Origin of the sequence: Blautia sp. AM28-27 (assembly GCF_003480905.1) — a bacterium.
Classification (GTDB): Bacteria; Bacillota; Clostridia; order Lachnospirales; family Lachnospiraceae; genus Fusicatenibacter; species Fusicatenibacter saccharivorans.
The window spans coordinates 1-23,311 of sequence record NZ_QUJK01000028.1; the positions used below are offsets into that span (position 1 = coordinate 1).

Consider the following 23,311-nt stretch of genomic DNA (forward strand, 5'->3'; position numbering starts at 1 on the left):
ATCTAATCCATTTCGGAATAAATATCTTCTGCTTTTAAGTTAATGACATTGAGAAAATACGTCGTTTTGTTTCGCAACATATTTTCTCCCTTTGTTCAGTTTTATTACTTTTTATATTATCTTCCGTCAAGCCTTACATTTCAGTTACATTTCCGCTCCACCATTTCTCTGCTCCATCCTCGAGCATCAGCTCATAGTCATGGCAGATCACTTCCGGTTTTCCCGGAATCTGGACAAAGTTCATCTCCTCTTTGGAAAGCTGGAACGAAACTTCTTTTTTCTCACCCGGTGCAAGAGAAATTCTGGTAAAAGCTTTCAGCTCTTTGATTCTCGCTACCACACCGCCGGAACGTTTCCGCACATACAGACACGGAACGGAGGTTCCTGCCATGGCACCGGTGTTCTCTACGGTAAACGAAACGGCAGCACCGTTTTCTTCTTTGTTCACGGAAACATCGCTGCACGCAAACGTCGTGTAGGATTTTCCCTCACCGAACGTATGCAGCGGCTGGCTCGTCATATCGCAGTATGCCGGAACGACGGAGGTACGGTAATTGTAGCACACCGGAATCTGACCGGCGTGGCGCGGCATGGATACCGGGAGACGGCCGGACGGATTCGTGGTTCCGTAGAGCATCTCTGCAACGGCCTTGCCGCCCATCGGACCCGGATAAAACGCATACAGAAGGGCATTCGAAGCATTTTCGATATCCTCGATGCAGTATGCTCTTCCTGCGATCACAACGGTTACCATCGGCTTGCCAAGGCGGGCAAGCTCTGCAACCAGTTCTTCCTGTGCTGCCGGGATGTGAACCTTTGCGGTGTCCATTCCCTCGCCGCAGTCCATCGAACGGCTGCCGGTTCCCTTGGATGCTGCACCGTTTGCATCGAACACAGCTCCGCCGAAACGGGAAGAAGAACCGCCGACAACAGCTACGATCACATCGCTCTTTGCTGCAAGTGCCAGTGCTTTTGCTTTCTCGTCCTCGTCAGCCTCTGAAAATTCACTTCCCATTGCATAGGAAACTTCCACGCCCTCCGGTGCTTCCTGTTTCATGCCCTGAAGGACGGTGACGCACTCGCTTTCCGGAACCGGCGGGGTGTAGTCGCCGAGCATGCAATAACGGTCTGCTGCGTGATAGCCGATCACAGCTACTTTTTTGTACTTCTTAGCAAGCGGCAGCACACTCTCCTCGTTTTTCAGAAGAACAGCGGACTCCCGTGCCAGGGAAAGAGATACTTCCGGGATCCCGGCTTCTTCCGGGGTGAGCATGTTTTCTTCCATATAAGGATGTTCAAACAGACCCTTTTCAAATTTCAGCTTCAGAACTTTGAGAACAGACTCGTCGATCTCGCTCTCATCGAGAAGTCCCTGCTCTACGGCCTCGCCGAGACGGCTGAACGCTTCATCCCAGAGGCTCACATCCACACCGGCTTTTCTCGCTGCAACGCCTGCATGCAGAGTATCACCCTCGGTATTCTTAAGGAAATCTACAGCCAAACCATCTGCCATCACAATGCCGTCAAAGCCCATTTCACCGCGCAGAACATCGCGGAGCAGCCATGCGTTTCTGTGGCAGTACACGCCGTCGATCTCGTTGTATGCCGCCATGATGCCTTCCACGCCTGCTTCACAGCACGCTTTTGCCGATGGAAAATGGATTTCCCGCAGCTCCCGCTCGCCGATTCTTGCAGCACTCGCGTTCACACCTCCGGTTGTCTCGCCCTGTGCGCAGAAGTGTTTTGCCACACTGCCGACACCGGTGGACTGCATACCGGTGACTGCCGCTTTTGCCATGGATGCGGCAAGGCACGGGTCTTCAGAGTAGCACTCCTCACTTCTTCCCCATCTCGGGTCGCGCGCCATATCGAGCGCCGACATCAGCGCCAGATCCACATGACCGCTCTTTAACTGTTTTCCGCATGCCTTGTAGCCTTCGGAAAGAAGTTCCGGGTCGAATGTTGCGCCTGCTGCCAGGTTGACCGGAAGCAGACCGCCGCCGAGCGCCTGATGGCCGTGCGGGCACTCGGTGCTCATCATCATCGGGATGCCGAGGCGGGAATGATCGATCACATATTTCTGTACTATATTATAGGCTTTTGCGGAAAGTTCCAGCACAATGCCGGTCTTCTCATCTTTATCTGCCCACGGATCGGCACGGTACAGGCCGTACAGGACGCCAAGCCCTCCCATGCGCTCTACTTCCTCTTTAAATTCCTCTGTCAGTGTAAACTCCTCACCCTGTCTCTCGTAAATCCGGAATCCGTACAGACGCTGATTTAACTGTCCTACTTTTTCCTGCAGCGTCATTTTTCCGAGCAGGTCTTTTGCGCGCTCTTCCGGGGAAAGGGCCGCATTCTGATATGCTTCCATTGTTTTTGTTTCCTCCTTGTCCTTCTCCTTATTTCAAGTGGCTTTATTGTACCGCATTCTTTTCATTTTGTCCACAGTAAGTTATCTTTCGTTCATTTTTGTTCATTTTAATGTTGAATTTTATTACTTCTGGTGTTATGATACCTTTTGTCGACACGTTTTCCGCGTGTTTTCTAAAAAAGCTTAACAGTAAATATTTGAAAGGGAGATTTTTACTATGAGTACAAACATCACAATTCCGGTTCCGGCAGTCCCGTTCGCACCGCCGGTTTACACCTGCCACCGCGCAAAAAAGCCGTTCGAGTTAGACGGAAACATCAACAAACCATTCTGGGAAGATGCCCCGTATACCGACGAATTTCTCGATATCGAAGGAAGCCACATGCCGCTTCCGCGCTTTGTCACCCGTGCAAAAATGCTCTGGGATGACGAGAACCTTTACGTAGCAGCCGTGCTTGACGGCGATGAAATCTGGGGACACCAGACCGAGCGCGACTCCGTCATTTTCCTCGACAACGATTTTGAAATCTTCGTTGACCCGGATTCTGATACGTACCATTACTATGAGTTCGAAATGAACGTTCTGAACACGGTATGGGATCTGTTTCTTTCCGAGCCATACCGTGACGGCGGAAGCGGCCTCAATGGCTACGACATGCACGGTCTGCGCACCGCTGTTCATGTAGATGGCTCCATCAACGATCCATCCGCAGAAAACAAGTGCTGGAGCGTTGAGGTTGTCATTCCGTTCGCTGCTCTCTATGAGTATCAGAAAGAACGCCGCGCACCGAAAAACGGAGAATTCTACCGTATGAACTTCTCCCGTGTTCAGTGGAAAGTGGACATCAAGGACAACACTTATGTAAAACGTACCAATGAAGCCGGAAACGTTCTCCCGGAGGACAACTGGGTATGGGCTCCGACCGGTGTCATCAACATTCATTACCCGGAACTCTGGTCTTTCGTTTTCTTCTCTGACGACCGCGACGACGCACCGTGTGACATCACGATTCCGGAGGACGAATACCGCAAATGGGAACTCCGCAAGCTGTATTACGCAGAAAACATTCTGTTTGAGACAACCGGTTCCTACAGCGACAGTCTTACCGTCTTACAGGAGACCCTTGCCGCTTACGCTCCAAATGACTTCAACAAAACCGTCAAAGCTCTTGACTACACCATTGAGACCACAAGCCACTCTTACCTGATCACCTGCCCGAGTGCCGACGGAGCACATTTACTCCTTCTGTCTTCCAATGGAAAGGTTGAAAAAGTTACACGTTAAGTGTATAATATGTGTTAGCACTCAAAATTTGTAACAGGATCGGTTTAAACTATGAAAAAAGTAACGTTACAGGAAATCGCGAACTCCCTGGGCATCTCCCGGACTACGGTCTGGAAGGTGTTCAGCGGACACGAAGGCGTCTCCGATTCCCTGCGCACCAAGGTCATCGCCAAAGCCCAGGAACTCGGCTATGCCATCCCGGAGGATTTTCAGTATCCGCAGAGCGCAGAGGAGACCACGCCGGTCAACATTGCAGTTGCCGTCTGCAGACCGGAAACCTCACTTTTCTGGATGACCATCATCCACCAAATTGCAAAAGTATTTTCGACACACAATGTCAATCTCGTTTACACGTATCTTCCGACTTCGGCGGATAAAACGTATTTTCTCCCGCCGACTCTTACAAACGGAAATGTTCACGGCATCATCGTTCTGAATGTGTACAACGAGCGTCTTCTGCGCCTGCTCGCAGAGACACAGATTCCGAAAGTGTTCCTGGACACTTCCTCTCTTGTTGCCCCGGATGAGCTGAACGGCGACCTGCTTCTCATGGAGAGCCGCACCAGTGTCCGCCGCATCACCTGCCATCTGCTCGAGCAGGGACGCACCCTTCCGGGCTTCATCGGTGATATCAGCTACGCACAGTCCAACCGCGAACGATATGAAGGTTTCTGCCAGGCTCTGGCGGATGCCGGTAAAAAGGTGGATTCTTCTCTCTGCCTGACGACACCGCTCGGCATCGATACGTACCGTGAAGAAATCGATACCTTCCTTTCTTCCCTGTCCCGCATGCCGGACGCTTTCGTCTGCGCCAGCGACTACGTTGCCTGCATTCTGATGCAGCTTCTCGAAAAACGGGGCTTACGCGTACCGGAGGACGTTGCAGTATCCGGCTTCGACAACAATACAGAGGATCTTCTGGCAGAACATCTGACGACCGTTCAGGTCTTCAACGAAGAACTCGGCGCACGTCTGGCACTCCAGATTCTGTACCGGATCAAATATCCGAACACGCCGCATGAAATTACGTATCTCGGCACCAACGTGCTGTACCGCGATTCCACCGGTGACTGATTTTATTTTTCATCTGTTTTCAAAAAAGACACCGTCTTCCCTTCCGGGACACGGTGTCTTTTTCTGTTGCTCGGCATATCAACAATTGGTCCAGTGGACCAATTGTGATTTCTATATTTTATTTCTGTTTTCTTACTTCGCGGTGCGGATGCGGATCGTACGGATCTCATACGGCTTGATCGTAAGCTCAATCTCGTTCTCCTTCACACCAAGCGCGCCCTCGATCGGGTTCTCGAGAAGGTCGGTCTCCTCAGCGGATGCAATTGCCTCTGCGCAGTGCAGGGTCACTTTCGTTCTTGCATTCTCCACCTCGTACAGACGAACGATTACGCCGTCGCCGTCCTCTGCCTTCTTCACAGTCTCAAGCACTACGTCGCGTTTGTCTACAGACAGGAATTCCATGCGGTCTTTCTCTGCTGCACCTGCAACTGCTTTTGCCGGTACGTTCAGGTTCAGAGCTTCCTGCTCGGTGCCTGCCTCACGCCATGTTCCTGCGTGCGGATACAGAGAGTAAGTAAAGAAATGCTCTTCCTGGTCTGCGGTCAGGTTCGGCTCAGTTCCGGATTTGATCAGAGTCTGCGTCATCACACGGTTCTTCATGGAATAGCCGTACTTGCAGTCGTTCATCAGGCTGACGCCGTAGCTTCCCTCTGAGATATCAGCCCATTTGTGGCCGCATACTTCGAATCTTGCCTGATCCCAGCTTGTGTTGGTGTGCAGTTTTCTTGTCACATTACCGAACTGGATATCGAAAGTTGCCTCGTCGCTGTGAACGTCTACCGGGAAGTGAACTTTCAGTACATGCTCGGCGAACTTCCAGTCAACGTAGGTTTCGAAGTCGATTCTGCGGTCTTTTGCATAGAAATGGATCTGCTGGCGGATGACGGTGTCCATCACTTCGCGCTCAATTTCCAGTGTTGCGCGGACCGGACCGTTTTCTGTCCACTCCATGCGGCGTACACCCTCCACCTTCCAGGATTTCTCGGTATGGAAGATATCCAGGTTCCATGCGCTGTACTGCAGAGGTTTGTCCTCATAGATACGCAGCTCGTTGCCGGTTGTTCCGCTCTGAAGCACTTCGCGGTCATTCTCTTTATCAAACAAGGAAGTGAATTCACCGTTTGCATCGATCTGGATCGTGTAGAACGGAGTCTCAAGGGTATAGCCCTCTCCAGCTTCTGTTACAGCAAATGGCGTTTCCGCAGCGGCTCCGCTCGTCGGGCGCAGAACCTGATATCCTTTGGACGGCAGGTTTTCTGCATAGACAATGGCTCCGTCTTTCGTCTGCTGTACCGGATATACGGTGGTTCCGTCGGTCATGGCTTCTGCCGCGGTCTCACCGAGTACAACAACGTCGTTTCTTCTGTGGCCGAGAGTGTTCCATACGGTCACGCTCTCGTCTTTTGTTCCGCAGAGTGCTTCCATGCGCTCGCCGATCAGTTTTGCTGATGTCTCCGCAATCTCTGCATATTCTTTCTTCGTCTGCTCATATACCTCATGGATCGAGGAGCCCGGCAGAATATCGTGGAACTGGTTGGTCAGGATCATCTCCCACATGCGGTTCAGTTCTTCGGTCGGGTATGCTTTTCCGGCGTTTTCGGCCAGAACGGACAGAAGCTCTAATTCCATCATCGCGTACTCGCTCTTACGGTTGCCGCGTTTGTTGCGTGCCATCGAGGTGTATGTTCCGCGGTGGAACTCAAAATACAGTTCGCCGATCCAGGTTGGGAGGCGTTTGCTGTCTTTTACCTTCTCATGCAGCTCGTCGAAATACGTTCTCGCAAATGCCTGGCGTACTTTCGGCACACCTTTGATGCCTTTTTCCATACGTTTGGATGTCTCCAGCATTCTTCTGGTCGGGCCGCCGCCGCCGTCTCCGTAGCCGTAGCTGATCAGGATATCGTTGTTGATGTCCTTGTTCTGGTAGCGGTCCCATCCGCCCATGATGGCATCCGGGTGCAGCATTCCGTTGTATGTGGTAAAGAAGCTCGTCTCCGGCTGTCCGACGCCGAGCGTTGTGATCATATGAGTGAATACTTCACTTCCGTCGATGCCTTCCCAGTTCATCGTATCGTACGGCACTTTGTTGAACTCGTTCCATGCCAGTTTGGTCGTCATGAAGTAGTCAATTCCGCATTTTTTCAGAATCTGCGGCATCGCTGCGCTGTATCCGAAGACATCCGGCAGCCACAGGATCTTGTTGTCCACGCCAAACTCTTCTTTGAAAAAGCGTTTTCCGAACAGGAACTGGCGCACGAGGGACTCTCCTGAAGTCAGGTTGCAGTCTGCCTCAACCCACATGCCGCCTTCCGGCTCCCAGCGTCCTTCTTTGACTCTCTGGCGGATTTTCTCGTACACTTCCGGGTGTCTTTCTTTGACAAAGCTGTAGAGCTTCGGCTGGCTTGACATGAAATGATAGTTCGGATACTCATCCATCAGTTTTAATACCGTTGCAAAGCTTCGGCAGGATTTCTGGCGAACCTGGTCAATCGTCCACAGCCATGCCACATCAATGTGGGTGTGGCCGATGCACGTTGCCACAACTTCGTCCCAGCCGCCCATTTTTTCATAGATCTCTTCCTGGATGCATTTTTCTGCCTCTTCGATGGAAGCGTAGAACTCTTTACTGTACGGCTTGCGCAGGTCCAGCAGATTGATCGTGTTGGTCAGTGCGGTTTCGAGATCCAGACGCGTTTTATTATCCTCGTCCATACGGTTCAGGCCCTGCATCGGAACGATGAGGTCGTAATAGATCTCCTCGATTTTCGCATCATGCTCCTCAAGGTCTGCCAGCAGACGGAACTCGCTGTGCAGCGTTCCGGTGTAGGACTGCAGGTCAAACTGGATTTTTTCACCGGCCTTTGCATTTTCTCTTACAAGTACTTCGCGGTGGTTGATATCCATACCCTGGATCACTTCGCCGTTTGCAAACAGCAGGAACTGCGGGTTTCTTCCGTCATCCCATTCGTCCAGTCCTGCATGGACTCTCATCCAGAGATTTTTTCCATCGAAGCTCTCCGGAATGGTGATGGTGGTGCGGAACCAGTAATGTTTGTCCGGTCCGTACCAGCGGTCATTGACCGTATCAAACGATGTCCACGGCTCTTTTGATGCATCGGCCTCTGCCGGTGTGATATAGCATCCATTTTTCACCTGCATATCGGTGATTTTAATTTTCTGTGAAATCGAAAGTCTTGCCAGTTCCTGGCAGATTACGTTCACACGCTCTTTTACAAATTTCATAGTGCCTCCTTATGCTGTCCATGGGGTCATTTTTAAAAAGAAAGTCCGCCGGACCTGCAGGCTTCTTTCACCCGTAAGCCCGGCGGACTTGTCGCTTTTTAAGTTATCTTATAAATCAAAGGCTATTCTCTTTCACATAGTTCAGCAGCTCATCTACGGTTGTGAATGCCATACCGGTTACAGTATCTGCGCATCCGTAGTAGATAGTGATTCTTCCGGTTGCTGCATCGCTTAAGGTTGCGCACGGGAATACTACGTTCGGAACATCACCCATGCACTCGTACTGGGTGATCGGAGCCATAATATAGTCTTTCGTTCTGTATTTTACTTTCCACGGCTCGTCGATATCAAGCAGTGCGCATCCCATACGATATACGTATCCGTTGCAGGTTGTGATAACGCCGTGGTAGATCAGCAGCCATCCCTCATCTGTTTCGATCGGAACCGGGCCGGCACCGATCTTGGTGCACTGCCATGCAGACTCATCGCCGCGGACCGGGCTCATCATGTGACGGTGTCTTCCCCAGAATTCCATATCTTTACTCTGGCTGACAAAGATATCGCCGAACGGTGTATGGCCGTTGTCGCTTGGACGGCTCATCATCATGTAGTAGCCGTTGATCTTTCTCGGGAACAGCACGCCGTTACGGTTGAATGGAAGGAATGCGTTCTCAAGCTGAACGAATTTCTTGAAGTCATAGGTGTAAGCAACACCGATGGTCGGGCCGTGATAGCCGTTGCACCAGGTTACATAGTATTTGTCGTCGATTTTGCAGACACGCGGGTCATAACGGTACTCTCTTGTCAGAATCTCCTCGTCAGCGCCCTCAAATTTGATCGGTTCATCCTCGATCTCCCAGTGGATACCGTCTTTACTTCTTCCAACGAAGATGTCCATGCTGATGGAACGGCTGTCGCAGCGGAATACACCTACGTATCCGTCCTCGAACGGTACGACTGCGCTGTTGAAGATACTGTTGGAACGTTTCTGCTCGTAACGGCCGATGATCGGGTTCTGATCATAGCGCCATACCGGCATGTGCTCTCCTGCTGGTTTTTCCTGCCAAGGCATATCCGGCAGATTGTTTCCGATGATTTTACTCATGATTGTTTCCCTCTGTGAAAATTATTTTTTTCTTTCTCTCTTGTCACGCCATACGGACATTTTTGATCTTTCGATCCGATACTTCTATCTTCGTCCATTTCTGCGCAAAAGTCAAGTGTTTTTGTTCACTTTTATGTAAATTTTCGTTTTCTTTGTTACTTTTTATCGTTCATTTATTTTCTATTTGTGTTCATCTTTGTTCACAAATGGATTTTTTCTATTTTTCGTACGGTTTTCTTCCCCGCAGAATGTCGGCATACCAGAATACAATCTCTGAAATGTGGTGCAGATCGCCTTCTTTGCTGATGCTTCTCCAGGACGCTTTATACTTCATAAACCAGGTTTCCAGCCGTCCCGCAAGTGCCGCGCAGGCTGTCTCATCCTTTTCTTTTCCAAGCTCAATGTCACACATTCTCGCGCCCGTCTCATTCCAGATGTCAATCGCTTCCATCGTGAGTTCCAGCACCGGAACCATTGGACGGCAGGATTCTTCCAGAGCACCGGCTGTCTTTTTCAGTTCTTTTTTCAGAGCCGCAATTGTTTCCTTTGCAGCTGCACGCTTCGCCTCATCCTGGATTCTCGCGTCAAACAGCGCATTCCGGTTGTTCGGATGACCGAGCACTTTTTCCTCGTAAACGACGTTGGCATCCCACCAGTCAAAGATGGAGCATTCTGCCGTTTTTGCCATATAGGAAACGAATTTTCCGCTCCGGTCGCCGTAGGCCAGACGGGAAATCTGTTCATTCAGCTCCTCAAAGCTGTCGGTATCGTCTCCCCAGGAGAAGACGGCTCCATAGATCATGCCAGGAAGGGAAAAGTCCGGCTGATTGATGTGGCCGCAGTCACCCCAGTCTGTGTTCAGAACACCTTCCGCATGGTATTTTCTCGCATAGCCGCACATCCGTGCGATATTTTTGTAGCTGTTCTCCACCAGGTTCATCCACTGGTTCCAGCCGCCGACCCCAGGACAGAGATACTGTCTTGCACCAGCTTCCGCCATCACTTTTGCCTCATGCTCTCTCTGCTCGGCTGCATAGCCCCAGGTCAGGCAGACGGTTTCCTCTGGCAGCTCTTTGATCAGCTCCGGCTGTGCGCAGATGATATCGCCCCAGAACATCGGCTTTTTGCCTTTTGCCACGAGAAACTCGCAGAGCTCTTTTACATAGTCGATATACAGGCGGTGAACGCCTTTCTCGTCTGCCAGCGGTTTCGATTTTCCTTTTCCAAGGTCGAACGTTTCGTCCGCGCAGATGTTGAATTTATCCGTGGCAAAAAGCGCCATGTACTCCTCGATCATGGCCTTGATCAGCTCGATCGCTCTGCCGCCGGAGACATCCACCGTGTGATGCTGCATCCGGTCCCAGAAGGAAAACGGCTCTTTCCAGCTGTCTGGGAATTCACAGAGGTCGCCATAGCTCTTTGTGGAGAGCAGCATGTACAGATGGCCGAACGTTGCGATCGACGGCACCAATTCGATATGAAGCTTTGCGCAGTACGCATCCAGCTCGCGGATTTCCTCTGCCGTAAGCGGCGTCTCATCGCGCCACATCTCGGAAAGTCCGGAGAACAGATACGTGTGCTCCACATAGAGCTGCAGCTGGTTCAGCTTGTAGTACGCCATGCGGTCTGCCACCTGTTTTAAATAGGAAAGTGTCAGCACACGGCCTCTCGTCTCATCGAGATAATAGCCGCGCACCGGCAGATCCGGCTCATCCTCGATCCGCACGGCAGGAAGCAGTGCACCGTATTCGTGCATCATCTGGCACAGCGTCTGCACACCGTAGAGCACGCCGGCTCCGTCTCCGCCCTGGATGCGGATTTCCTCCTCTGTCACCTGCAGCACATACTGCTGGCTTTTCCTTGTCTCATCCAGTTCCAGTACAATCGCGCCGGTCTCTTTTCTTCCCGGAACGCCGTATCCGATATCGTACTGCATTCCGGTTTCCTTTTTGATTCCCTTCTGCAGCACTTTCGCATACGTATCCCCATTTCCCAGCAGTCTGCCATCCAGTACAATTCTGCCGTCATAGCAGAGTGCATGTTCCCCCGTCAGGAGTTTTACCTCTTTTGGTTTTGGTAAAAATTTCATTTTCCTTCTCCTCTTGTTTTTTGTTTTCTTTGTAACCATAGAACTTTCACTGAACGTTAAGTAACATTTTGAAACCACTTTTCTCTTCTCCCCCATCCTACCATATTTTTTCCACATATTCCACAATAATTTGTAATTTTCTTCAATTTTTTTCAAAATTTCTTCCTGTTCTGCTCTTTTATATGTAAAGTAACTTTTATTTCTCTTTGTTTCCCATTTCCATTCCGGAACAAAATCTGTTTTTCGGATGCATCGTTCATTCCATTTTTTACTTTTCTTTTACACAAACGCTGGTGAATTTTGTCTGTATCAAGTATAATGAGATATATGTTGGCTTATATTTTCTGCGTTCTGATCACCTCGATGATCTGGATCAGCGCCATTGTCACGAAGCGCTCCGCTGACCGGAGTTACTTCGCACTGAACACGACGGAACACGCCAACCGTGCCAAAACAGCCTTCCTCAACAACATGTCCCACGACATCCGCACTCCGATAAATGCGATCATCGGCTTTACCGCTCTGGCTGCCGCCCACGTCAATCAGCCGGATCAGGTGCAGGAATACCTGAACAAGATTTCCACCTCCGGCCAGCACCTTTTAAGCCTCCTCAACGATGTGCTCGATATGAGCCGGATTGAGAGCGGCCGTGTCAAGATTGAGGAAAAAGAAGTCCATCTGCCGGATGTGATGCACGATCTGCGCGCTATGAGATCATTCCGCAGCTTCAGGGCGTCCGCGTCCTCGTAGCGGATGACGATTCGAACACGGCGATCAGCGTCAGCCATATGGTACAGGAAATCGGCATGGTTGCCGAGTGGACGCTCTCCGGAAAAGAGGCAGTTCTCCGCACCAAAGTTGCTGTCGAGCAGAACCGCGAATTCGGTGCGTACATCATCGCCAAAGTGCTTGGCTGATTCCCCTTTCTTATCTGCAGGAACAGTGAATTTTCTCTTACTCGAAAAAGAGGAGAAAAAGTTCACGGCTCCGGCAGATTTTTTCTTGCATTCTTTCGGGGAAGTGTGCTAGAGTGAAGGTATCATATTTTATAAGAGGTGCTTATTTTGGATATTAATTACGAGTTATATAAGGTTTTCTATTACGTTGCCACCACACTCAGTTTTTCCGAGGCCTCCAAGCTGCTTTTTATCTCGCAGTCGGCGGTCAGCCAGTCGATCAAGGTACTGGAGAAAAAGCTTGGAATCACGCTCTTTATCCGCAGTACAAAGCGCGTGCAGTTAACACCGGAGGGAGAAACGCTGCTGCGCCACGTAGAGCCTGCGATCAACCTGATTGCGCGCGGTGAAGCACAGATTATGGAAGCGGGAACGCTTGGCGGCGGCCAGCTCCGCATCGGCGCGAGCGACACAATCTGCCGCTATTTCCTTGTTCCGTACCTGAACCGTTTCCACCGCTCCTTTCCGAATGTCCACATCAAGGTGACAAACCAGACTTCGACCCAGTGCGTCGATCTGCTGGAATCCGGCCAGGTGGATTTCATCGTGACCAATTATCCAAACTCGCATCTTTCCAGCCGTCTTCACACGATTCCGATTCATTCGTTCCACGATATCTTCATCGCAAACGGCGAATATTACCCGGAACTGGAAAACAGGCCGGTTCACTTAAAAGAGCTGCTGCAGTACCCGATTCTGATGCTCGACCGCAAGAGTACGACGAGTGAGTTCCTGCACAGCCAGTTTCAGCGGTTCCAGCTCGACCTCGTGCCGGAAATTGAGCTTGGCAGCAACGATCTTCTGATCGACCTGGCGAGTATCGGCCTTGGCATCGCGTTTGTGCCGGACTACTGCCTTGTAAAAGAGACGGCGGCCTTCCAGCTCGACCTCGTGGAGGAGCTTCCGCCGCGCCAGCTTGTCGTTGCCCACAGCTCCCATCTGCCGATCCCGCAGGCGGCAAAAGAGTTCATGAGCATGCTGGAAAAAGGCGCCGAATAACTTTTTCCGATCTATACGTCAAAAGAGGCAGGATCCTCAAGAAATTTTTCTGGATCCCTGCCTCTTTTTCTGTTTTTATGATCCGTTCTGGATTTACTGCTCGCTGCCGTCTTTCTGCACCGGTTCGGATGCTTCCGCTTTTTCCGGGCTTTCTGCATCCGCTGCTGCCTTTCCGGCTTCTGCTTTCAGATACTCTTTGAGCTCTTCCGGGCTGGAGATCTGAATGTTGCGGTTTACTTTTGCATCGTATGTATCGGCTCTCATGATTTCGGAGAGATCGACACCGGTCGCCTCTTTCATCGACTCAAACAGCTTTGCCATCACCACCGGCACATTGCCCGCTACGGAGCCGATGCCGTTGTCTTCGCTTCCGCCGCCGATGATCGTAATCTTGTCGATCTGGCTGAGCGGCTCTGCGATCTTTCCGGCGATCTCTGGCAGAACCTTGATCATCATCTCTGCCATTGCGGCTTTGTTGTAGCGCTGGTAAGCCTCAGCTTTCTTCTCCATACCTTCGGCCTCTGCAAGTGCCTGGGCACGGATGGATGCGGCTTCCGCCTCACCTTTTGCCTTGATACCGAGTGCTTCCTGCTCCATCGCATAGCGCTGGGCTTCTGCCTGGGCTTTCTTTGCCTCCGCCTCGCGGATTTTTTCGAACTGGTCTGCCTCTGCGTCTTTCTGACGGCGGTACAAATCTGCCTCTGCCTGCTGCTGTTTTGCGTAACGCTCGGCCTCGGCTTTCTTCTTGACTTCTGCCTCGAGGGATTTCTCGGTTACTTCTACTTCTCTGGCACGGAGCTCAACCTCGCGCTCCTGACGGGCGATGTTCGCATTCGCGGAAGTGATTTCCAGCTCTTTTCTCTGCTGCTCTTCCTGAATCTTGTACGCTGCATCTGCCTCTGCCTTTTTGATATCGGACTCTTTTTTCAGCTCTGCCGACTTGATTGCCAGATCGTTGTTTTTCTTTGCGATCTCAGTCTCGGCAAGAACGCGCTCATCGTTCGCCTCTTTATTTGCACGCGCCTGGGCAATTTTGATTTCTTTCTCGGAATTGGCACGGGCGATCGCCGCAGATTTCTTGATTTTTACGATATTGTCGATACCGAGGTTTTCAATGACCTGATTGGAATCAACGAAATTCTGTACGTTGAAGCTGATGATGTCAAGTCCCATCGCAGCCAGGTCCGGTTCTGCATTTTCTTTGACCAGCTCCGCAAACTTCTGGCGGTCGGAAACCATCTCTTCCAGACGCATCTTTCCAACGATCTCACGCATGTTTCCTTCAAGGACTTCTCTTGCAACCTTGGCAATATATTCGCTGTCGCGGTTCAGGAAGTTCTGGGATGCTTTCTGGAGCTTCTGCGGTTCGTCCCCGACTTTGATGTTGACGGCTGCATCCACCTGAATATTGATGTAGTCAGCGGTCGGCACGGCGTCGCTCGTCTTCACATCAATCGCTACCAGCTTCAGACTCAGCTTGTCCAGCCGCTCAAAGAATGGGAGCTTGATGCCGGCTTTACCGATCAGGATCCGCTGGCCTTTTTTGAAACCGGAAATAATAAATGCGGTATCCGGCGGCGCCTTCACATAACCGCTCGCCAGAATGGCAAGAATGATCACCACAACGGCGATCACGGCAATCATGGTTGCATGTTCGAATACAAATTCCATCTTGTTTCCTCCCTTTTTTCTGCGGATGCTTTTCGCTCCGCGTTCTGCTTTTGTGTCTGTGTTATTTTCACTATAGCATTTTTTGCGGGATAGATACAACTGCATTATTATTACGATTTTGTAAGATTTCTGTTCGGGCAAAAACAATCCGCTGGAGCAGATTCTGATATGCCTTGCAACAAAAAAACGAAGGAGCTTCTTTTTACAGAAACTTCTTCGCCTTTCCTTTTTTTCACTGATCCTGCTCTTATGCTCTTTCGACAATCTTCTCCAGCGCTTTTGTGATCGCTGCTTTCAGCTCCGTCTGATCTGCCGGTGTCTTGACGGCCAGCTGACGGATCAGTGCTGTTACGTGATCGTCTCCAACCTCACCAAGGCTCGTAACGGCCGCGATTTTTACGTCCACATCGTCTACTTCCAGAAGAGAAGTCAGAATATTAACAGAACCATCATTTCTCGAAGCTGCACAGGCTTTTGCAAGCGCTACCTGCGTTGTCTTGTCCGAATCCAGATACTGTTTTCTTAATTTGTCCCATTTTCCTTTTTCCACCATTTTTTTCAGCTTGTCTTCCGATGCCTCTTTTGAACCAAACATTGTAAATCCTTCTTTCTTTTTGCTTTTATTTTTGGTGGATGCAGCAACTGCAGCGGCGAATCAAAAAGGGGCGTAGTGTTTTTGCTGTCGTCCCTGTCATGTCCGTCACATTGTAACCATGCTCTCGTCCATAACAGAGATTATACTCCTTTTCTTCTGGTTTTTGAACAGAAATACTATAAAATTTTTATAAAAATTGTTACTTTTTCACAGATTTTTCTTGTTGTTCTGCTTTTTATTTCAAATATCCCGTATATTCCGCCGTATGCAGCAGTTTATTGGCGTTTTCCACGCGCTCTTTGGTCGGCGGGTTGATGCCTTCGAGTTTGTATGGGATTCCTAAGGTTTCCCATTTGAATACGCCGAGGGTGTGGTATGGGAGAACCTCTACGCGCTGTACGTTGTGCAGGCTGTGTAAAAACTCATCGAGGCGAATCAGGTATTCGTCGTAGTCGCTGCGTTCCGGGACGAGGACGTGGCGGATCCAGACTGGTTTGCCGATCTCGTCAAGGTAGCGCGCCAGGTCGAGGATGTTCTCGTTGGTGCAGCCGGTCAGCTCTCTGTGCGCCTTGTCGTCAATCAGCTTGATATCGAGCAGCAGCAGGTCGGTGTATTTCATCAACTCATTAAATTTGCTGAAATACGGCTCCTCTCTTGTGAACGGATTTCCACTGGTATCCAGCGTTGTGTGAACGCCGTTCTTTTTTGCCTTGCGGAACAGCTCGATCAGGAAGTCGATCTGCAGCAGCGGTTCTCCGCCGCTCACGGTAATGCCGCCTTTTTCTCCCCAGTAGTTTTTATAGCGGAGCGCTTTTTTCAGCACCTCATCTGCGGTCTGCCAGTCGGCATCTTTTGTTGTCCAGGTATCCGGGTTGTGGCAGAACTGGCAGCGCATGTTGCAGCCCTTCACAAAAATCACGTAGCGTACGCCAGGTCCGTCGACGGAACCGAAGCTCTCGATCGAATGGATCGCGCCCTTTACCGGGCCATTGTTGTTCTGATTCATTTCACTCATGTTTTTTCCTCTTCTTTCCAACTAACTATCTTTGCATTTATCTGTATTTTCCGGTATTTTTCCATTTCCTGGATGCCCGGAAAATTCCTGCCGTTTTTCAGGGTTCTGCTTGATTATACGGAAATCCGCGGTTCTTTTCAAGGCATTTCCATGTACAAAATCGAACACATTTTTCTTTGTACTTTTTTCTTTCACTATATTGCATTATGATATAGTCTGTGTTATGATCTACTCAACAAGGAGGTGTTCATATGAATCCACAACTCAAAAAGGGCGTCCTCGAGCTCTGTGTCCTCTCCCAGCTGACAAAAGAGGACAAATACGGCTATGAGCTGACAGACGCCATTTCCCGCGAAATGTCCATCGCCGCAGGAACGCTCTATATGATTTTAAAACGACTCAAGGAAGCCGGTTACGTGGAAACGTATCTGCAGGAATCCGCATCTGGCCCTGCCCGGAAATATTACCATCTGACTGAAGCAGGAACAGCTTATCAGCAGGAGAAAAAACAGGAATGGCTGGATTTCACCCAGCAGATCAACCGACTGATTTCAGATGAAACGATCTGACGATAGAAAGGAAAATCATGATGAATACAACGTATGAAACTTATATGAATGCATTGAAACAGGGCCTTGCATCCTTTGATTCTGCCGACGCAGAGGAAATTTTAAACGATTTCGAATCCCATTTCGCCGACGCCCGCAGCCAGGGTCTCTCCGATGAGGAAATCTGTGCGGAACTCGGCAATGTCGACGATGTCCTCGAATTTTTCCGTCAGGAATATGCCACAACGGAGCAGCCTGTTGCAAACGTGCTGCCACAGGAGAAAACCCACTCCAATTCTGAAGAAACACATCCGAACTACCCGTACGCCCCTTCCACCGCCATCACCGCTATGGAAATCTCCCTGCGGAATGCTTCTGCCGACTTTGCTCCGGGCACTTCCGCTTCGGTTGAGTTTGACTTTTCCGGCGACTTCGATCCGGACCGCTTCGAGGCAGGCATTGAGGGCAATACGTTCTGTCTGCGAGAGAAAAAGCTCATCCCTTCCGTATTCTGGAAACATCTTTTCTGCAATAATCACCAGAAAGAGGTGTTCTCCTTCCAGGTGCCGTCCACCGTACAGAAGCTGACGCTCCGCTCTTTGAACGGCGCGACCGGGCTTGATACCCTCTCCCTTACTACGCTCGAAATTTCCGCCACAAACGGCAAAATCACCGGTGATTCCCTTTCCGCATCCAGCTGCCGCATACAGGCCGCGAACGGAAAGATCGTCCTGACCCGTCTGCGCACAGACAGCCTCGATGTTTCCGCCACAAACGGCAAACTTGAAATCACCGGCGACTGCTCCCGCGCATCCTTAAACAGTGTCAACGGTAAAGTCCTCTTCGAGGGAACCTGTTCCGAGTACCTGACAGCAAAATCCGTCAACGGTTCCGTGAAACTCCATCTCCCGCACGACCTTGCCGATGCGTCCATTCATGCATCCACGACAACCGGAAAAATCCGCCTCGTCTCCAATGGAAGAACGGAATCCTACACAAAAACATTCACCCGCTCCGGTATTTCTGCATTCACCATTCAGGCAAGTACCGTCAACGGAAATGTCCTGCTCTCTGACTTGCCGGCAGAAAACTGACAAAAAAGAATGGACTGGATAAAATGTTTTTCTTTAGTCGACTGATATGTAAGAAGAACACTGACTACAAAATCAGTGTCCTTCTTTCTTCCTTTACATATATTTCATAATAGTCGGCAATAATACATTCATATCTATTGGTTTTGCAACATGATCATTCATGCCACTTGCCAAAGCCATCTTCTTATCTTCTTCAAACGCATTTGCTGTCATTGCAACAATTGGAATCTGCGATTTGTTACCGTCTTTCAGTTCTCGAATTCTCCTGGATGCTTCATATCCGTTCATAATCGGCATCTGAATATCCATCAGAATCAGACTGTAGTAATTTTGCTTTGCTTTGTTAAACATATCAATACATGCAACGCCGTTCTCCGCTCTTTCTATCATGATTCCCTCTTCCGTCAAAAGTTCCGTTGCAATTTCTGCGTTCAAGTCATTATCTTCTACCAGAAGAACCCTTTTTCCTTCCAGTTTTTTGATATTCAACTGACCGTCTGCATGTTTCGGATTCCTTTCTTCCGCATTTGCTATCTTTAATGGAAGCGTGATTGTAAAAGTAGAACCTGCTCCCGGTTTGCTCTGAACTGTGATCTTGCCATTCATTAAATCCACCAGTTTCTTCACGATTCCCATGCCAAGTCCGCTACCTTCTATTCCGCTGTCTGACGAAGATCGTTCCTGTGAAAATGATTCAAAAATATGTTTTTGGAATTCTTCTGACATTCCGATTCCGTTGTCTGCTATGATAAGCTCTAATACACTCCAACCTTCTTTTTCGCCGGGATATTGGTTCAATGTACAGCTTATGTTACCGCCTTCACCCGTGTATTTCACAGCATTACTCAAAATGTTAATCGTAATTTCAGATGATCTTGCATCATCCATATGCAGGTATGGATATCGAATGTTCTTATTGACTTTCAGTGTTTGATGTTTTTCTTCTATCGGTTTCCTAAACATATCAATACATAAATCAAAGTTTTTAGAAACATCTGTTATTGTTTCATCCAGCGTTGCTTGGTTGTTTTCGATTCGTGCTAATTCAAGAATGTTATCAATCAAATGCAGCATTTTCTTTCCGCACAATAATATTTTTTCAAAGTAATCCTCTAATATAGTTGGCTCCTTTAAATGTTTCTCTCCCAATTCTGCATATCCAATAATTGCATTCATAGGGGTACGAATATCATGAGACATATTAAATAGAAATGTTGATTTTGCTTTATTAGCTGAATCGGCCAGTCTTGCAGCTTCCTGCAACAGTTTTTGCTGTTTCTGCTCATTTTCTTTTTGCTTCTTATATACAGAATATCCACAGGTACATAATATTACCAAAATACACGCTGTAATGCATCCCAGTACAATACTTAACTTATTCGTCTTCTCAACCATTCCATATGCTTTCTGCATATCCATTTCTATGCAGAAAGCACCTATCACTTCATTAGATTCATCTTCCGCTGTCACAGGATAACAGGCTGTAAAAATAGGTCCCCATGTTGTATCAACAATATCCTGAGAATATACTGTTTTTCCAGAAAGTGCTTTTTCTATATAAGGAACCATCTCCTTTTCAATCGGATCTCCTGGATGTCTGACGTCACCAGCCGATGGATCCAGTCCGTCTACAACGTAAATCAATCTACCGTCTTCATTTCTGGTTGCTGTGTAAATATATCTCGTAGAATTCAGCGTTCTGATTTCATTCATATATGTCGACATATTCTTGAATAGTTCTGTATTCTCATCAGCTTTACTTTTTATTTCATTAAAATCTTTTCGTCCCAGTCTGTCATTTACCAGCTTATGAACCGCATCTGCACTGGAAATATCTCGTTCAATTTCTGTTTTCAGAGCAGTTTTGGTATATGCTTGTTGTAAAATAAAAGTATATGCGACAACAGCCAAAATCACCATTGCCAGAAGGAATACCAACCGTCCCTCAAAAATTTTCCAATGATTTACCGGATTTTGATCTTTTCTTTTTTGTTTTATATAGTTATTTTTCATCATCGTATTTCACATGCCTTTTATCTAATTTTAATTTAATACAAAAACGTCTCAACTCTTCACGTATTTTACAAACATGGGTTACATTTCCAGACTCATCCCTTTTTTTTACAGTAAAAAGCATTCTGTGCCAACTGCCATCACACATACGGTATTCTGTGGAAATGCATTCTTCCGCCTTCAATCTTGATGAAAGTGTAGAGATATCCAGAAATGGACGGATCAGCGAGCGGTATTCAGATGCAGCCATTGTATCACAAAACTGATACAGTTTCTGTTCTGTCATAACCAAATCCTCTCTCTATGTTTCCTGTCTGCTTATCCCATGCACCTAGAAGGCTCCTGATTGCTGCGGTTGCCTCATAATCATTCATGACAGGCATTTTGCTTTCTCAACTCTTCGCTTATGGTCTGCTTAATTTTTTTATCATCCAACGGCTTTGCAAGATGTGCGTTCATTCCTGCTTCCATACACCTTTCGGCATCTTCCCTGAATGCGTTTGCAGTCATAGCAATGATAGGGATAGTTTTTGCATCTTGCCGCTCCAGAGCTCTTATTGTTCTTGTAGCTGTAAGACCATCCATCACCGGCATCATAACATCCATCAAAATAACATCATACGTTCCCGGTGCGGAAGCTTCAAAGTGCTGAACAGCTTCTAACCCATTGTTCACTGTTTCTACTTTAGCACCATTTTCCGTCAGCATGAATTCTGCTATTTCCGCATTCAGCTCATTATCTTCAACCAGCAATATCCTGATATCTGATATATCTGCATCAAAATCTTCTTTTTCTTCTGACCGTGCATTCGTATCAATTTTAAATGGAAGTATTACGGTAAAACAGCTTCCTTCACCAAGCTTGCTTTCAACGGTTATGGTTCCGCCCATCTTTTCTACAAGTTGTTTCACAATAGGCATTCCCAGACCTGTCCCATTATAATCAGAACGTGGGGAATTATCTGCCTGTACAAATGGAGTAAACAATTCATTTTTTATAAATTCTTCTGACATTCCAATTCCATTATCTCTTATTTTAAATTCACATGTCATGTGATCTTCTGATCTTTCAATCGTTCTCATACTCATGTAAATAGAACCATTCACCTTATTGTACTTCATACTGTTTGTAAACAGATTCATCAATACTTTTTTCAGATGAACTGCATTGCTCCAAACATATATACCACTGTAATCATCATGTTCTCCTATAACATGAAGTCCTTTTTCTTCTGCCTGAAAGTATAGCGACTCCGTGATTTCTTTACATACCTGATCCAGATTGATGGATTCATCACCAAAAACCACGGTATCCGATTCTAACTTTGCCATATCCAAAACATCATTTACCAATGATAATAGCAGTTTCGAAGACTCATTTATTTTATTCAGGCAATCTTTTGCCCGCTCACCATCATTTCCGCTTTTTTCAAGAATTGTAAGCATGCCCATAATGCCATTGATCGGTGTCCTGATGTCATGAGACATGTTATTTAAAAAGGAAGTCTTAGCCTTATTGGCACTCTGTGCTTCTACAAGTGCATTTTGTAATTCCTGCCGTTTTTCTTCCAGTTCCTGATTCAGTTTTAATGCCTGTTCAGCAGATTTCTTGAATCTTTCCTCCGCACGTTTTGACTTCTTCCAAGAACGAAGAATGATACACAGAACAACGAAAAAAGAAATTCCAACGATAAGTGAAACTGTCAGTAAATTATCCTGAATAAAATCCCTCACTGTAACTTTTCGTGAGGAAGCATTATACGAAACTACTGCACCCGAAAATTGAGCTGTAGGCATAGATGTCAGTGTTTTATTCAGAATGGACAAAAGAACCGGTTCTCCCTGCCGAACAGCAAATGGAACATCGGCTTCTTTTGTCAGGAAAACACTATGAAGCTTATTATTTTTCAAATAGTCAGAAACAGTACCTGAACTGCTTACAATGCAATCTGCCTCCCCTTTCTGCATCGCTTTTACTGCTGCATCTGATGTCCCATATTCTATAATCTCCCATTTTGGATAATTGTATGAAAGATATGCCTTCAATGAAAAATTATCTTTTTCAACGGCAACTGTATTCTCTTTATTTTCATCAAAAGAATCCTTTGCCGTAATTGCTGCCATATTGAGAGTCAATAGCGTATCCGACAAAGCAACTCCTTTTGTTTCTGCAAAGTATGGATTCTGGTTTGTATGAAAAATCAGGTCTATTTTTCCATCCTGCAATGCCTGAAGCAGTTCACTTCTTGTATCATACCCCTTTAATTCAAATTCCAGAGTCTGACCTTGCAGACAATTTTCTGCAAGATCCACATAATCTGTGATAACACCTGTCAATTTGCCTGTTGATGGATCTACACTACTGATACCTCCATCCTGATTCAGATACCCTATCCTGATTGCTCCATGCTGCCCGATCCACTCCCTTTCTTCTTTTGAAAGAAACGAGCTGCTCTGTGCAGAAAGATAACGCCTGTAGAGATCATCAGTGTAAAATGGATTGTCATCCTTGATTCTGCGCATAGCACTATCCAGTGCTTCTTTGATATCCGGACGTTCTGGATTTATAGCGAAATAGATTTCTGTCTCTCCAATACTTGTAATCGGTGAAATATCCGATTCTTCCCAACGGGATTCTTCTACCGAAACAAAGCAGTCAATTTCGTGTTTCGACAGTTTGTCCATAACTTCTGCGGTATTAGAAACATTGACATGCTGCGTATGCAGACCATACTTTAACTCCCATTCGTTAAGCACATCCTCCGTTATATTATCTTTAAGCACACCAATATTTTTTCCCTCAAAAGAATCCAAATTTCCTGCTGTAAGATCCATATTGGATGCATCCGTATAGATGTAATATTTCTCTTCCCCCATAGGCATATCGGAAAAAAGCATATTTTCAGCACGTTCGTCTGTATAGGAAATGCCACCAAGAATATCAATTTCTCCATTTTCCAACTGTGTAAAGCAGTTTTTCCAATCACTTGTTATGTATTTATATGTCCATCCTGCATAACCTGCAATATCTTGAAGATACTCATAACCATAGCCGCTTCTTTCTCCCTTTTCATTGACTACATTATAAGTTTCCTCAAAAGATCCTACCCGGATAACATGATCAGAATTTTCTTGGGCAGATGTGGAAACAGGAAAAACAACCAAACATATCATTATGCAAAATATAAAATAACAAAATTTGAAATTTCTTATATTCTGTACTAATTTGCACTTCTTCATCTTTCTCCCA

General features: G+C 47.5%; 16 protein-coding genes and 1 pseudogene. 7 read left to right on the plus strand and 10 right to left on the minus strand.

Annotation, left to right across the window (positions count from 1 at the left end; translation table 11 throughout):
* Positions 1-133: 133 nt before the first annotated feature.
* Positions 134-2,374, minus strand: a complete 2,241-nt coding sequence (locus tag DW743_RS17345) for a glycoside hydrolase family 3 N-terminal domain-containing protein (protein WP_022463172.1) — start codon at positions 2,372-2,374, stop codon at positions 134-136.
* A 217-nt stretch (positions 2,375-2,591) separates the two neighbouring features.
* Here DW743_RS17345 and DW743_RS17350 point away from each other — a divergent pair, with 217 nt between their 5' ends.
* Positions 2,592-3,659 carry a carbohydrate-binding family 9-like protein gene (locus DW743_RS17350; RefSeq protein WP_022463171.1) on the plus strand — a complete coding sequence of 356 codons (1,068 nt, stop codon included), beginning with the start codon at positions 2,592-2,594 and terminating at the stop codon, positions 3,657-3,659.
* Positions 3,660-3,710: 51 nt separating this feature from the next.
* Complete coding sequence (locus DW743_RS17355) at positions 3,711-4,733, plus strand: LacI family DNA-binding transcriptional regulator (RefSeq protein WP_022463170.1); 1,023 nt, start codon at positions 3,711-3,713, stop codon at positions 4,731-4,733.
* A 132-nt stretch (positions 4,734-4,865) separates the two neighbouring features.
* Here the strand turns inward: DW743_RS17355 and DW743_RS17360 are convergent, their stop codons facing one another.
* The 3 genes from DW743_RS17360 to DW743_RS17370 form a co-directional block, all read right to left on the minus strand.
* The gene (locus DW743_RS17360) at positions 4,866-7,976 is read right to left on the minus strand and encodes an alpha-mannosidase (protein ID WP_117762247.1); all 3,111 of its coding nucleotides are present in this window, start codon (positions 7,974-7,976) and stop codon (positions 4,866-4,868) included.
* A 115-nt stretch (positions 7,977-8,091) separates the two neighbouring features.
* Entirely contained in the window at positions 8,092-9,081 is a 990-nt protein-coding gene (locus tag DW743_RS17365) for a glycoside hydrolase family 130 protein (RefSeq protein WP_055221374.1), read from the minus strand.
* A gap of 217 nt (positions 9,082-9,298) precedes the next feature.
* Positions 9,299-11,170 (minus strand): beta-N-acetylhexosaminidase, encoded by a 1,872-nt coding sequence (locus DW743_RS17370; protein ID WP_117762250.1) that lies wholly within the window; start codon positions 11,168-11,170, stop codon positions 9,299-9,301.
* 417 nt (positions 11,171-11,587) lie between these two features.
* Between DW743_RS17370 and DW743_RS17375 the strand changes: the two are divergent.
* The 3 genes and pseudogenes from DW743_RS17375 to DW743_RS17380 form a co-directional block, all read left to right on the plus strand.
* Positions 11,588-11,881: pseudogene (locus DW743_RS17375) on the plus strand (sensor histidine kinase); the annotation flags it as partial.
* 77 nt (positions 11,882-11,958) lie between these two features.
* Positions 11,959-12,087: a hypothetical protein gene (locus DW743_RS18845; protein WP_330418118.1), complete on the plus strand. Its 129-nt coding sequence runs from the start codon at positions 11,959-11,961 to the stop codon at positions 12,085-12,087.
* A 147-nt stretch (positions 12,088-12,234) separates the two neighbouring features.
* Complete coding sequence (locus DW743_RS17380) at positions 12,235-13,125, plus strand: LysR family transcriptional regulator (RefSeq protein ID WP_022463164.1); 891 nt, start codon at positions 12,235-12,237, stop codon at positions 13,123-13,125.
* 93 nt (positions 13,126-13,218) lie between these two features.
* Here the strand turns inward: DW743_RS17380 and DW743_RS17385 are convergent, their stop codons facing one another.
* From DW743_RS17385 to pflA, 3 genes are all read right to left on the minus strand, one after another.
* The gene (locus DW743_RS17385; protein ID WP_022463163.1) at positions 13,219-14,796 is read right to left on the minus strand and encodes a flotillin family protein; all 1,578 of its coding nucleotides are present in this window, start codon (positions 14,794-14,796) and stop codon (positions 13,219-13,221) included.
* Between the two features lie 247 nt (positions 14,797-15,043).
* Positions 15,044-15,391, minus strand: coding sequence for a HEAT repeat domain-containing protein (locus DW743_RS17390; protein ID WP_022463162.1), 348 nt, complete (start codon positions 15,389-15,391; stop codon positions 15,044-15,046).
* Between the two features lie 235 nt (positions 15,392-15,626).
* Positions 15,627-16,406 (minus strand): pyruvate formate-lyase-activating protein, encoded by a 780-nt coding sequence (pflA, locus tag DW743_RS17395; protein WP_022463161.1) that lies wholly within the window; start codon positions 16,404-16,406, stop codon positions 15,627-15,629.
* A 251-nt stretch (positions 16,407-16,657) separates the two neighbouring features.
* Here pflA and DW743_RS17400 point away from each other — a divergent pair, with 251 nt between their 5' ends.
* Together DW743_RS17400 and DW743_RS17405 are read left to right on the plus strand one after the other, a co-directional pair.
* Positions 16,658-16,975: a PadR family transcriptional regulator gene (locus DW743_RS17400; RefSeq protein WP_022463160.1), complete on the plus strand. Its 318-nt coding sequence runs from the start codon at positions 16,658-16,660 to the stop codon at positions 16,973-16,975.
* 17 nt (positions 16,976-16,992) lie between these two features.
* The gene (locus DW743_RS17405) at positions 16,993-18,048 is read left to right on the plus strand and encodes a DUF4097 family beta strand repeat-containing protein (protein WP_117762246.1); all 1,056 of its coding nucleotides are present in this window, start codon (positions 16,993-16,995) and stop codon (positions 18,046-18,048) included.
* A gap of 93 nt (positions 18,049-18,141) precedes the next feature.
* Here the strand turns inward: DW743_RS17405 and DW743_RS17410 are convergent, their stop codons facing one another.
* From DW743_RS17410 to DW743_RS17420, 3 genes are all read right to left on the minus strand, one after another.
* Entirely contained in the window at positions 18,142-20,064 is a 1,923-nt protein-coding gene (locus DW743_RS17410; protein WP_055221365.1) for a hybrid sensor histidine kinase/response regulator, read from the minus strand.
* Positions 20,051-20,347, minus strand: coding sequence for a hypothetical protein (locus tag DW743_RS17415; protein ID WP_117762245.1), 297 nt, complete (start codon positions 20,345-20,347; stop codon positions 20,051-20,053). The genes DW743_RS17410 and DW743_RS17415 overlap by 14 nt, the downstream gene beginning before the upstream one ends.
* Before the next feature lie 80 nt (positions 20,348-20,427).
* A complete protein-coding gene (locus DW743_RS17420) occupies positions 20,428-23,301 on the minus strand; it encodes a response regulator (RefSeq protein WP_117762244.1) in 2,874 nt (957 codons plus the stop codon).
* Between the last annotated feature and the right edge of the window lie 10 nt (positions 23,302-23,311).